At 68.6% G+C, this 12787-nt stretch carries 12 protein-coding genes; 10 read left to right on the forward strand and 2 right to left on the reverse strand.

The features are described 5' to 3' along the window. Positions 1-114: 114 nt before the first annotated feature. The 3 genes from AB0B61_RS36070 (at position 115) to AB0B61_RS36080 (ending at position 2483) form a co-directional block, all read left to right on the forward strand. Positions 115-918 carry an SAM-dependent methyltransferase gene (locus AB0B61_RS36070; protein ID WP_358441756.1) on the forward strand — a complete coding sequence of 268 codons (804 nt, stop codon included), beginning with the start codon at positions 115-117 and terminating at the stop codon, positions 916-918. Positions 919-1241: 323 nt separating this feature from the next. Beyond that, entirely contained in the window at positions 1242-1445 is a 204-nt protein-coding gene (locus tag AB0B61_RS36075) for a cold-shock protein (protein ID WP_030475722.1), read from the forward strand. Positions 1446-1610: 165 nt separating this feature from the next. Beyond that, on the forward strand, positions 1611-2483 hold the full coding sequence (locus tag AB0B61_RS36080) for an ACT domain-containing protein (protein ID WP_358441759.1): 873 nt from the start codon (positions 1611-1613) through the stop codon (positions 2481-2483). A gap of 37 nt (positions 2484-2520) precedes the next feature. Here AB0B61_RS36080 and AB0B61_RS36085 read toward each other — a convergent pair whose 3' ends face one another. Next, positions 2521-4338 (reverse strand): sugar-binding domain-containing protein, encoded by a 1818-nt coding sequence (locus AB0B61_RS36085; RefSeq protein WP_358441762.1) that lies wholly within the window; start codon positions 4336-4338, stop codon positions 2521-2523. A gap of 150 nt (positions 4339-4488) precedes the next feature. Here AB0B61_RS36085 and AB0B61_RS36090 point away from each other — a divergent pair, with 150 nt between their 5' ends. From AB0B61_RS36090 to AB0B61_RS36110, 5 genes are read left to right on the forward strand one after another with little or no spacing between them, the layout of a single operon-like run. Next, positions 4489-6081, forward strand: coding sequence for an ABC transporter substrate-binding protein (locus AB0B61_RS36090; RefSeq protein ID WP_358441765.1), 1593 nt, complete (start codon positions 4489-4491; stop codon positions 6079-6081). Next, positions 6078-7022 (forward strand): ABC transporter permease, encoded by a 945-nt coding sequence (locus tag AB0B61_RS36095; RefSeq protein WP_357951285.1) that lies wholly within the window; start codon positions 6078-6080, stop codon positions 7020-7022. The genes AB0B61_RS36090 and AB0B61_RS36095 overlap by 4 nt, the downstream gene beginning before the upstream one ends. A gap of 2 nt (positions 7023-7024) precedes the next feature. Continuing rightward, entirely contained in the window at positions 7025-7894 is an 870-nt protein-coding gene (locus AB0B61_RS36100; RefSeq protein ID WP_358441768.1) for an ABC transporter permease, read from the forward strand. A gap of 47 nt (positions 7895-7941) precedes the next feature. Next, on the forward strand, positions 7942-8739 hold the full coding sequence (locus AB0B61_RS36105) for a creatininase family protein (RefSeq protein WP_358441770.1): 798 nt from the start codon (positions 7942-7944) through the stop codon (positions 8737-8739). Positions 8740-8765: 26 nt separating this feature from the next. Continuing rightward, positions 8766-10412, forward strand: a complete 1647-nt coding sequence (locus AB0B61_RS36110) for an ABC transporter ATP-binding protein (protein WP_358441773.1) — start codon at positions 8766-8768, stop codon at positions 10410-10412. 25 nt (positions 10413-10437) lie between these two features. Here the strand turns inward: AB0B61_RS36110 and AB0B61_RS36115 are convergent, their stop codons facing one another. Then, a complete protein-coding gene (locus AB0B61_RS36115) occupies positions 10438-11118 on the reverse strand; it encodes a GntR family transcriptional regulator (RefSeq protein WP_358441775.1) in 681 nt (226 codons plus the stop codon). A gap of 59 nt (positions 11119-11177) precedes the next feature. On the opposite strand from AB0B61_RS36115, the gene AB0B61_RS36120 reads away from it, so the two are divergent. Next, positions 11178-11927, forward strand: a complete 750-nt coding sequence (locus AB0B61_RS36120; protein ID WP_358441778.1) for an aldolase/citrate lyase family protein — start codon at positions 11178-11180, stop codon at positions 11925-11927. Positions 11928-11937: 10 nt separating this feature from the next. Then, positions 11938-12732, forward strand: a complete 795-nt coding sequence (locus tag AB0B61_RS36125) for a carbon-nitrogen hydrolase family protein (protein WP_358441780.1) — start codon at positions 11938-11940, stop codon at positions 12730-12732. The last annotated feature ends 55 nt before the right edge of the window (positions 12733-12787 follow it).

A 12787-nucleotide genomic window follows, 5' to 3' on the forward strand; every position in this document is an offset into this window, starting at 1 on the left:
ACATTCCTCAAATGGCATGTCAGGGAACAGGTGCCTCCTGCTTTTCCCGGCATAGGATCATTCGACGGCCTTATGATCATTTCGACTGGTTCCCGATCTCACGAGGAGTCCGCCGTGGCCGAAAATTCGGACTTGTGGGCAAATGGCATCGACACCACCCGGCCCAGCATCGCCAGGGCCTACGACGTCGTGCTCAACGGCAAGGACAACTTCGAGGTCGACCGGGCGTTCGTCGCCGAGATCGTGAAAGTCGTCCCCGAGATCTACGACGTGGCCACGTACAACAGGCAGATCCTCGGGCGGGGCGTGCGTTTTCTCGTCGAGCGCGGCATCACGCAGTTCGTCGACCTCGGCTCCGGCCTGCCGACGGTGGAGAACACGCATCACGTCGCGCAGCGGGCCAACCCGGACGCGCACGTGGTCTACGTCGACAACGACCCGATGGTGCTGGCCCACGGCCGGGCGATCCTGGCCGAGAACGACCGCACCGGGGTGGTCACGTCCGACCTGCGCGAACCGAAGTCGATCCTGGCCGACCAGACGGTACAGCGGCTCATCGACCTGGACCGGCCGGTAGGCGTGATGCTGGTCGGCATCCTGCACCACCTGCACGACAGCGAGGACCCGAAGGGCATCGTCGAGGAGTACATGGCGGCGGTCCCGTCCGGCAGCTACGTCTTCATCACCCATTTCTGCTCCGCCACCCAGGACGCGCGTGACGCGGAGAAGAAGTTCCTCGCGCTGCTCGGCACCGGCCGCTTCCGGACTCCGGAGGAGATCACCTCGTTCTTCGACGGGTACGAGTTGGTCGAGCCCGGAGTTGTCCCGCTGCCCCTGTGGCGTCCCGAGGACACCGTCCCCGAGGTGCTCAGTGTGGGCCAGCGCCTCATGTACGGCGGCATCGCCAGGAAGCCCTGACCCGCCCGCATCGGTGGGCCAGGGGCCTCGCCCCGCCTGCGATGCCCCACCTGCGACGCCCCGCTTGTGACGTGCCGTCCGTCCCTTCCACCCGCCGACCGTGAGCGACGCGCCGACGCGGGGTCGGACACGTCGGCGCGGAGGGCATGGTAAGCTCGTCTCAGTTGCAGTTCTGGTACCCAAATGAACTTTGTGTGCGCCTGACGGGACGTAGCCCTCAGGCGCATTTTGTTTGCCGGTCATTTCCGGATGGGTCATTTCGGCGACGTGGGGCCCGTGACCTGCGGGTTCTGACTATTTCGCCTATCCTAGAGGAGATCGACATGGCGACTGGCACCGTGAAGTGGTTCAACGCTGAAAAGGGCTTCGGCTTCATCGAGCAGGACGGCGGCGGCGCCGACGTCTTCGCCCACTACTCCAACATCGCTGCCCAGGGCTTCCGCGAGCTGCAGGAAGGCCAGAAGGTCAGCTTCGACATCACGCAGGGCCAGAAGGGCCCGCAGGCCGAGAACATCGTTCCCGCCTGACGCTAGTCACGCACGACGAGCCGGGGTTCGCACCTGAAGAGGTGCGGGCCCCGGCTCGTCGCATTGAGGGCATGTGTCGGGAGCCCGGCCGCCCCGGGCGAGGGTTAATGCCGGTGAAACCGCACGTCGCGTGGTTGCGAAACAGCGGACTGCCATTCTGCCCGCATGAGCGATGCGAAAGACGTAGATCGGGCGCGCACTCCTGAGCAGGCCGCCGCCTCGTGGAAGCGTGAGGTCGTAGAACTGGCGGTGCTCTTCGTCGCGGTCGGTCTGGCCCACCTGTTCGCCACTCTTATGGGGCACTCCGCCCCAGGCCCCGCGGTGCTGATCACCCTCGGCGCGGGGCTCATCATGTGCACCTTCGTCCACAAACGCCTGGCCCACCGACGACCCGGCCGCAAACGCCTGGGCCGCGAAGGCCACGAACGATGTGGAACCGAGCGCCAAGCCGCTGAGGTGATCGATATCGAGGGAGGCCGGCCGATGAAGTTGTGGCGCATCCGCACGCGGGTGGTCGACCGGCCGGGCCGTCTGGCGGAGTTGGCCACGGCGTTCGCCAGGCTGGACTGCAACGTGCTGGCCCTGCACATCGCCGCGACCGGCAGCAGCGCGATCTCTCCGTCCGGCTGCGACGCCCTGGACGAGTTCGTCGTCGAGGCGCCCACGCAGCTGAGCGAGAAGGACCTGCGGTCGGCGGTCGAGAAGGCCGGCGGGCTCGACATCGTCATCGTCCGCGCCTACGTCAAAGACCTGGTCGACCCCGGGGTCCAGGCCCTCGTCCTGGCCCATGCCGTCAGCGACGACCCGGAGCAGCTGCCCCATGCGATGGCGGAGCTGCTGCGCGCCCCGGACGTCCAGTGGCGACGCCCCGGAGACACCCTCGCCGACAGCGGCGAGTCCGGCACCACTCTGGTGATTTCCGTCCATCCCGAACGGGCGCTCCTGGTCAGCCGCCCCGCTCTGCCGTTCACCCCGACAGAGGCGGCCAGAGCCGCCGCACTGGCCGCGAGCGTGAGACAGCGGCGCTACTCCGACTGAACGCCGCCCGCTCAGCCAAGGCTGCCTCGTGTACGCGTCACCGCCGTTCGACGGCGGCGGGCTTCACCTGGATCGCCCGGATCCTTTCGACATCGAGCTTCACGGACCGATCGAAGGTATAGATGCCGTTCTGCTCCTGGAACACATCGGTGAGCTGCGTGTAGCAATAGCCAAACATGTCCGGATTATCGAGCAATGCGCCGACGAGACCGCTGAACCGTACGTAGAACTCTTCCTCGCTGGCCGGACGAACGCCGTACCCCCACGACTGGTCGAGCGCATCGCCGCCCGCGACCCACCAGATGCCGCCGAACTCACTGACGAAGTACGGCTGCCCCCGATAGGCAGCGGACATCGGGCCATCCGGGCTGGTGTTCATGAACGGCCGCCCCGAGGCGAGGCCGGCGTGGTTCGCGGCGAAGACCGCCGGGTCCTGCTCGTAGTCGTGCGAGTCTACGACGTCGGTCTCCGCCACGCGGTGCGCGTAGCCCGACACGTCCAGGACGGGACGCGTGGGGTCGGCGAGCTTCGTCGCCAGCCACATCGCCCGCGTCACGTCGTCGAGCTGGGTGATCCGGTCCGTGAGGATCTGCGAGGTCTCGTTCAGCGGGCACCAGCCGACGATCGACGGATGGCTCAGGTCGCGACGCACGGCTTCGAGCCACTGCGTCACCATCGACGCAGTCGGCCGCTGATTCTCCCCGGCCGGTCCGGAGGCGTCGACACCCCAGTCGCCGAACTCTCCCCAGACCAGATAGCCCAGCCGATCCGCATGGTAGAGGTAGCGCTCCTCGAACACCTTCTGGTGCAGCCGGGCCCCGTTGAAGCCCGCCGCGATGCCCAGCTCGATGTCGTGGGCGAGCGCGTGGTCGCTCGGGGCCGTCATCAGCGACTGCGGCCAATATCCCTGGTCGAGTACGAGCCGCTGGAACACCGGCTGGCCGTTCAGCAGTAACCGGTTCCCGTCGATCGAGACCGAGCGCAGCCCCGCGTACGACCTGACCTCGTCGACCACGACCCCGGCCGTGTCGAGAATCTGGACGCTCAGCCCGTACAGGTGCGGATCCGACGGAGACCACGCCCTGACCGCGCCTTCCGGCAGCCGCAGGGTGAGCCTGGGGGAGAGGTCGAGATCGGCGCGCACCTCCGCCTCGGCCAGGACGGCGCCGGCCGGACCGTGAGTGTCGTGATCGTAGGTCTCGGTGAGCCGGAGCCGGACACGATGGCCGGGCCGGTTGGCCGGTAGCAGGACGGTGACGTCGAAGCCGGGCGAGGCCAGCTGCGGCACCACCCGCACCTCACGGGCGTGCACGTCGCCGACCGGCTCCAGCCACACCGTCTGCCAGATCCCCGTCGTCCTGGTGTAGAGGCAGCCCGCGTTGGCGTACTCCCGCGACTGCTTGCCGCGCGCCTGCAGGCTGTGGCGGCTGTCGCGGGCGCGGACCACGATCACGGCGTCCTCGCCGGGCGTGGCCACGCCGGTGAGATCGGCCGTGAACGGGGTGAAGCCACCCCGATGCCGGACGACCTCGTGCCCGTTGACCCAGACGGTCGCGTCATGGTCGACGGCGCCGAAGTGCAGCAGCACGGTGCGACCGGCCCACGCCTCAGGGACGCGGACCGTCCGCCGATACCAGACCGCCTCCATGAAATCGACGTTCGCGACGCCGGACAGCTCGCTCTCCGGGGCGAAGGGGACGGTGATCCGGCCCGACAGCTCGCGTTCGACCAGCCCGCGTTCGAGGCCGGAGTCGCCGGCGTCGATCTCGAACTGCCACTCGCCGTTCAGGTTCAGCCAGTCCGTACGCGTCAGGGCGGGCCGAGGGTATTCCGGGCGGGGAATGGGCGAGCGCATCGGCGATCAAGGCCTTTCTGAAGATCGGTTTTCGCCCAGCTCCTACCGCACATTCGGCTCGCCCGCAACCCGTTGACCCCTGAGGTAAACGCCATGTATACCTGGGCCATACCTGATGCATCCTCCAAGCGCCGACGAGGTGGAGATGTCATGGCAGTAATCAGCAGGCGGACCTTTCTCGCAGGCAGTGCCGCCGCGCTGGGTACCACCACCCTGGCGGCCTGCGGCAATCCCACGACCTTGCCCGAATCCATGCAGGTGGTCCGCGCCGGCAACGGTGGCCCCAGCCGGGGCGGCATCCTGTACTTCGGTCTCTCCACGGACCCGGCCAACCTCGACCCGCATCTCACCACCGGTAGCGCCTCCGACTACCTGCGCCAACTCGCCTACAACGGGCTGGTGCAGTACAACGGCGCCGGGGAGATCGTCGGGGACCTCGCGGCCGAGTTCGGATGGGCCGACGAGCTGACCTACAAGGTCAAGCTCCGCTCAGGAGTCAGCTTCCACGACGGCTCCCCGATGACGGCCGAGGACGTGGTCTTCTCCTTCCGCCGCATGATGGACAAGGAGACCGCGGCGGCATCGGGCCCGCTGCTCACGCAGGTCACCTCCGTCGAGGCGCCCGACGCCACGACGGTGACCTTCACCCTGAAGCAGCCCGACGTGGCCTTCCCCTTCGCGCTGGCCGCGCCCACCTCCAACGTCGTCTCCAAGAAGTGGATCGAGGCGGGGGCGAACACCAAGACGCAGGTCATGGGCACCGGCCCGTTCCGGTTCGTGGAGCGCATTCCGGGAGTGAGCACCACCTTCGTCCGGTTCGAGCACTACTTCGAGTCCGGCCTGCCCTACCTCAACGGCATCGTCTTCCAGCCGATGAGCGACGACTACGCCCGCGTGATGGCCCTGCGTACGGCGACCGTGGACATGATCGACTATGTCCCGGCCACCCACGTCGGTGTCATCTCCGAGAACCCGCGGCTGCGGTTCGTCTCGGACAAGACCTTCGGGTTCGGCTTCGTCGGGTTCGTGACCAGCAGGAAGCCCTTCGACGACGTGCGGGTCCGCAGGGCGATCGCCATGTCGATCAACCGGCAGTCGGTCCTCGACACCGCGCTGCTCGGGCACGGCAGGCCGATGGACGGCGCCCTGATGTCGGAGACGTTCGCGCCCTACGCGCGCGGGCTCGACGGCACCATGCCGTACGACCCGGAACAGGCGAAATTCCTGCTGAAACAGGCCGGACAGGAGGGCCTGACCCTGCCGGTGGTCACCACCAGCTCCTACTCGGTCATCGCCCGGCCCGCCCAGGCGATGCTGCCGGGCCTGCGCGCGGCCGGTCTGAACGTGAACCTCACGCAGCAGGAATGGCTGACCTTCCGGGCCAGCGTGACCGACAAGAGCTTCCCCGTCCACTCCTGGGGGACGGCGCCGAAGTTCGGCGACCCCGCGTCGCTGGGCGACTTCATCGGCAGCACCGGCACCTTCGCCAAGTACCTCGACTTCGCGGACGACAAGATCGACGAGCTGCTCGCCCAGGGGCGCAAGACCTCGGACCAGAGCCTGCGCGACGAGATCTACCTCGACATCGAGAAACGGGCGCTGGAGCTGGTTCCGATGACCTACACCGTCCGCCGCGAGCAGGGCGAGGCTCACTACACCTACGTCAAGGGTTACGAGCACCCGCCGAAGGGCGCCTGGACGGCCACGGCCCTGCGCCGGACCTGGATGGAGAAGACGGCGTGAGGCGATTCCTGGCCAAGCGGTTCGCCCAGGCGATCCTGCAGTTGCTCCTCGTCGGAACCATCGTCTTCTTCCTGGTACGTCTCATCCCGGGCGACCCCGCCAAGGCGGTGCTGGGCGAGGCGGCGACGGAGCAGCAGATCGCCCAGACCCGGCTGGCGATGCACCTCGACGAACCCTTCTTCGGGCAGTTCATCGGCTTCTGGGCGCGGCTGTTCCAGGGCGATCTCGGCACCTCGCTGATCAGCGGGCGCCCGGTGATGCAGGACCTGCCCTCCCGCATCGGCAACTCGCTGGAACTGGTCCTGATCGCGCTGGCCGTCTCGCTGGTGGTCGGCATCGTCCTGGGCCGGATGGCCGCCACGCGCGCCGACAAGCCGTCGGACCACGTGCTGGTCGCCGGGTCCATCTTCGGGATCTCGCTGCCCGTCTTCGTGGTCGGCACCCTGTTGCTGCTGGTGTTCGCGATCCTCATTCCGATCCTGCCGCCGGCCCGCTTCGCCTCACCGTTCGAAGATCCCCTCACGCACCTGCACATCCTCATCCTGCCGGTGGTCACGCTGACGGCGGCCTCGTGCGCGGTGGTCACCCGGATGACCAGGGCATCCATGCTGGAGACCCTCAACGCCGACTATGTCCGTACGGCCCGCGCCAAGGGGCTGGTGGAGAAGCGCGTCATCAACCGGCACGCCCTGCGTACGGCGATGCTGTCCGTGGTCTCCGTGACGACGGTGGAGCTGACGACGCTGATCGGCAGCACGGTCCTGGTGGAGACCATCTTCGGCTGGCCGGGGATGAGCTCCCTGCTCATGAACGCCGTGGGACAGCGCGACTATCCCGTCATCCAGGCCGTCGTCCTCGCCGCGGCCACCATCGTCATCCTGGTCAACCTGGTCGGAGACCTGGTCGTCAGGGCACTCGACCCCCGGGCGGAGGACAACTGATCATGGCCACTGTGCTGTCAGGCGCACCGGCGATCACGAGCGCCGACAGGAAGACCTTCCTGCGGCGGATGCTGGCCAACCGCAGGACGTCCGTCGCGGGCGGCTTCCTGCTGCTGATCGCGGTCATCGCGCTGTTCGCCCCCTTCCTCGCGCCCTACGACTACCGCGACATCGTCGGCAAGCCGCTGACCTCCGGCGCGGCGCTGGGCATCGACGACTTCGGCCGCGACGTGCTGTCCCGCTTGCTGATCGGGCTGCGGGTCTCCCTCGGAGTGGCGCTGTCGGCGGTCCTGGTGGCGGCGGTCATCGGCGTCGCGCTCGGGCTGGTGGCCGGGTACGTCGGCCGCTGGGTCTCGACGATCATCATGCGCGGCATCGACGTCCTGCTGAGCTTCCCCCCGATCGTGCTGGCCATCGCGGTGGTGGCCATCCTGGGGCCGGCCCTGGTAAACGTCGTGCTGGTGATCGGCGTCCTGTACATCCCGAGATTCACCAGGATCGTGTACACCCAGGTGCTGTCCATCAGGAACCTGGAGTACGTCGAAGCCTCGAAGATCATGGGCGCGAAACCGGCCGGAATCCTGGTCGGCACGATCCTGCCGAACGTGGCCGCGCCCATCATCGTCCAGCTCAGCCTGTCGGTCAGCTTCGCCATCCAGATGGAGGCCGGACTGAGCTTCCTCGGCCTCGGCGCCCAGCCGCCGCTGCCCTCGCTGGGCACGATGGTCGGCTCGGGCCGCGACTTCCTGGAGGTCCAGCCGACGCTGCTGATCTACCCGTCCGTGCTCATCATCCTCGTCGTCCTCGCCCTCAACGTGTTCGGGGACGGCCTGCGTGACCTGCTCGACCCGCGCCGCCGTGGCACCAGCTGAGTCGTGGCACCAACCGAGTCCTGGCACCAACCGAAAGGAACCACCACATGACCCTCCCTTCCACCCACAGGCTCGGTGAGCTCTCCTGGACCCAGGTCAAGGAGCTGGCGGAACGGGACCCGATCATCCTGCTGCCGATCGGCGCCGTCGAGCAGCACGGCCCGCACCTGCCCATCCACGAGGACTCCATCGTGGCCGAATGGGTCGCCGACAAGCTGGCGGCGGAGAACGGGTGCTATGTCGCCCCGGCCCTGCACTACGGGCACTCCGGCACCTTCCGCGGCTACAACGGCAACCTCTCCTTGAGCCAGGCGACCCTGCGCAACGTCACGTACGAGATCATCGAGGCGCTGGTCCAGTCCGGGTTCCGGCGCATCATCATCGTGGACAACAACGGCGGCAACGTCGGTCCCGTCACGGGCGCCGCCCTCGACGCGCGCCGCGACTTCGGCGTCCTGGTCGGGCATCTGTACCCGTGGCAGCTCGGCTACGCGCTCATGCGCGACGTGTACGAGGACCCCGCCACCGCGTACGGACACGGCGCCGAGCCCGAGCACTCCGCGATGCTCGCGATGTTCCCCGAGCAGGTGCGCAGTGAGCTGGCCGTCCCCGGCGGCCTGGCGTCCGGCAGCGGCTGGACGCCGACGAGTTACCTCGAGACGGCGATCCCCGGCCAGACCGTACGAGGGACCGTCTTCTGGGACTTCTCCGAGGTGAGCGAGACCGGCTGCACCGGTGACGTGAGCCTCGGCGACGCCAAGATCGGCGAGATCTGGATCGAGCGGGTCATCGGCTTCTGCTCCGCCTACATCCAGGAGTACGACCGCAACACCAAAGCCGAGTAGCCCTGCATGAGCATTTGGGGAGACACATGACAACCGACACGATCCTCTCGGTCGAGCAGCTCTCGGTGGACTTCCAGATCGCGGGCGAGTGGACCTCCGCCGTGAAGGACGTCAGCTTCTCGGTCGCCAAGGGCGAGGTGGTGGCGCTGGTCGGGGAGTCCGGCTCGGGCAAGTCCGTCAGCTCGATGTCGGTGCTCGGGCTGCTGGCGCCGAACGCGCGGCGCCGCGGCAGCATCCGGTTCGGTGACACCGAGCTGATCGGCCTCGGCGAGGAGCCGCTGCGCGCCATCCGGGGCAAGCGGATCGCGATGATCTTTCAGGAGCCGATGACCGCGCTGAACCCCGTCTACACCATCGGCGAGCAGATCATCGAGGCGATCCAGTGCCACGAGCGCCTGCCCGCCGCCGAGGCCCGGTCGCGGACCCTGGAACTGCTGCGCAAGGTCGGCATCCCGGAGCCGGAGTCGCGGATCGACAGCTACCCGCACCAGCTGTCCGGCGGTCAGCGGCAGCGCGCGATGATCGCCATGGCGATCTCCGGCTCGCCGGAGGTCATCATCGCCGACGAGCCGACCACCGCCCTCGACGTCACCGTGCAGGCGGAGATCCTGGAGCTCCTGCGCCGCCTGCAGAAGGACCTCGGCTCGGCGGTCATCGTCATCACCCACGACATGGGAGTGGTCGCCGACCTGGCCGACCGGGTCGTGGTGATGAAGCAGGGCGAGGTCGTGGAGGAGGCGCCGGTCGCCCGGCTGTTCGCCGACCCCCGCCACGAGTACACCCGCAAGCTGCTGGCCGCGGTGCCCCGGCGCGGGCAGGCGGAACCGGCCCGCGCCACGGCCGAGCCCGCTGATGGCATGACGCTGCGGGTCACCGATCTCGAGGTCGAGTACCCGGGCCGGCTCGGCCGCAAGGGCTTCAAAGCGGTGCACGGCGTCAGCTTCGCCATCGAGAAGGGGAAGGTCCTCGGTCTCGTGGGGGAGTCCGGCTCGGGCAAGTCCACGATCGGCCGGGCGATCGTCGGGCTGGCGCGGGCTTCAGCGGGCGCGATCGAGATCTGCGGGCGTGAGGTGACCGGGCTCAAGGCCGGGCAACTGCGCGACTTCCGCCGGACGTACTCGATGGTCTTCCAGGATCCGGGCTCCTCGCTCGACCCGCGCCGGTCGATCGGCGACTCGATCGCGGCACCGATGATCATCAATCGGTACGCCGGTCGCGCCGCCGTACGCGAACGGGTGCTGGACCTGCTGGAGCAGGTGGAGCTGCCCAAGAGCTGGGCCGACCGGTTTCCGCACGAGCTGTCGGGCGGTCAGCGGCAGCGCGTCGGGATCGCCCGCGCGCTGGCGCTGGAACCCGAACTGCTCATCGCCGACGAGCCCACCTCGGCGCTGGATGTGTCGGTGCAGGCCACCGTCCTGCGGTTGTTCCAGGAGTTGCAGGACCGGCTGGGTTTCTCCTGCCTGTTCATCAGCCACGACCTCGGCGTGGTCGAACTGCTCGCGCACGACGTCGCCGTCCTGCAACACGGTCGGCTGGTCGAGCACGGCCCGGCTCGCGAGGTGCTGAACGAGCCGCGGACCGACTACACCAGGCGGCTCGTCGCGGCGGCGCCGGTGCCCGATCCCGCCGAGCAGGCCGAGCGCCGCGAGCTGTGGCGGGCGATGGCGAAGTGATCGAGCTGTCTTCGTGATCGGGCGTTCACTTCAGGCGGGAGACCACCGACTCGTCGGGGCGCAGATGGTTGCGCAGCGTACGTTCGGCGGCCTCGAAGTCGTGCTCGGTCAGCGCCGCGAGCAGGGCGCGGTGCTCCGGGCCGATGACCGCCAGCCGGTTGGGCCGCAGCGAGATCGCGCTGACCCCGATCCGCTGGTGGCGCGGCTGGAGGCTGGTGAACAGGTCGGTCAGGACGGTGTTGCCCGTCGCTTTCACGAACGAGTAGTGGAAGAAGAAGTCCATCTTCGCGTGCTCGGCGATCGCGTCGCGGTCGCCGGCCCGGCACCGCGCCAGCGTCGAGGGCTCCTCCATCAGGTCCAGGTGCGCGGACAGGCCGGTCGGGATGTCGGTCTTCGTCTCGCACAGGATCCGGAAACCGTGGATTTCCAGCACCTGCCGCATCTCGTAGGTCTCGAACAGCTCGCCGGCCGTGACGCTCCGCACCTGGGCGCCGCGCCTGGGCTGCAGGTCGATGTACTTCTCGGCCGCCAGGCGGTGGAACGCCTCTCGGACGGGAGTCCGCGACACGCCGGCCTCGTCGCAGACCAGCTTCTCCTCCAGGAAGGAACCCTCAGGAAACCGGCCACCGAGGATCGCCTCCCTCGTCCACCGGTAAGCACGCTCACCGGCCGTCGTCGCCGGGACCCTGTCCGGTTCCCAATCCATGCCACCCCCCATGTTCATGTGTATACACAGCGTATACCAATTTCTGTTAGGAGTATCCATTGCAGGACCAGCAAGACCGGAGATACGCCGCCTGGCTGTCCGGTCCGAGCTTCGCCGCGGCCGAGATCGTGGCGGACCTGGGTTACGGGGCGGTGGTCCTCGACATCGAACACGGCTCGTTTGATCTGGCCGATCTGGAACGCTATATCCCGTTCCTGCGCGCGCTCGACCTGGAGGTGCTGGCCAAGGTCCTGGGGCCGGAGCGGGGCCCGATCCAGCAGGCCCTCGACTTCGGCGCCAGCGCCGTCGTCGTGCCCCATATCGAGGGCGTCGCGCACGCGGCCGCCACCTGCGCGTTCGGGAAGTTCCCGCCGCTGGGCGACCGGAGTTTCGCGGGCGGCCGTACGACCCGCTACGGCGGTTTCGACGACGAGTGGACCGCCCGGCAGGACCGCGAGACCCGCGTCTACCCCATGATCGAGGACGCCGGTGCCCTGGAGCAGATCGCCGACATCCTCGCGCTCCCCACGGTCGACGGCGTCTTCGTCGGCCCCAGTGACCTGTCCCTGCGCCGGGAGCGCGGCGCCTACAGCCGCTCGGAAGGCGACTTCGCCGACCTCAAGATCGTGGCGGACGCGGCCCGCGCCGCCGGCAAGCCCTGGGTGCTGCCCGCCTGGTCGGCGGAGGAGAAGGCGTTCGCGCTGGAGAACGGCGCCGACCAACTCGTCCTGACCATGGAGCACGGCGCCATCATGGCCGGTTTCCGGGCCGCTCTCGACCAGACCCGCGAACTCACCCGCAATCGTTAGGAGACACAGCATGCTCGTCACCGTCGGCCAGTTCGGCGCCACCACCGACAAGCCCGCCAACCTCGAGGCGGCCACCGCACTGATCGAGCAGGCGGCGGCCCAGGGCTCCCAGCTCATCGTCCTGCCGGAGAACGCCATGTACTCCAACTCGGACGTCACGGCCGACATCGTCTCGGAGACCGAACCCCTGGAGGGCCGCTTCGCGACGACGATCCGCGCGCTGGCGAAGCAGCACGGCATCGCCGTCGTCGCCGGCATGACCGAGGCGCCGGCCGGTGGGTCCGGTAAGCCCAGCAACACCGTGATCGCCGTGAACTCCGGCGGCGACCTCGTGGGCGTCTACCGCAAGGTCCACCTCTACGACGCTTTCGGCTACCGCGAGTCCGACCGGGTCCAGGCGCACAAGCCCGAGCCGCTGATCTTCAGCCTGGGCGACCTGACCTTCGGCGTCATGACCTGCTACGACCTCCGCTTCCCCGAGATGGCCCGGTTCCTGGTCGACGCCGGGGCCGAGGCGCTCGTCGTACCCGCCGCGTGGGTCGCCGGGCCCGCCAAGGAGGACCACTGGATCACGCTGGCCCGCGCCCGCGCGATCGAGAACACCGCCTACGTCATCGCCTGCGGGCAGACCGGCCCGATCTGCACCGGTCACAGCGCCGTCGTGGACCCGATGGGCCAGATAGCGGCCTCGGCGGGCGAGGCTCCGGGGGTGGCGTCCGCGGTCATCGGGGCGGAGCGGGTGAAGACCGTACGCGCCAAGAACCCCAGCCTGACCAACCGCCGCTTCGAGGTCGTCCCCGCCTGAGGGACCGCGCCTGAGGGACGGCGGCTGAGGACGCCGCCCGCCTGAGGGACGGCGC

The sequence above is a fragment of the Nonomuraea sp. NPDC049158 genome, from assembly GCF_040648335.1.
Classification (GTDB): Bacteria; Actinomycetota; Actinomycetes; order Streptosporangiales; family Streptosporangiaceae; genus Nonomuraea.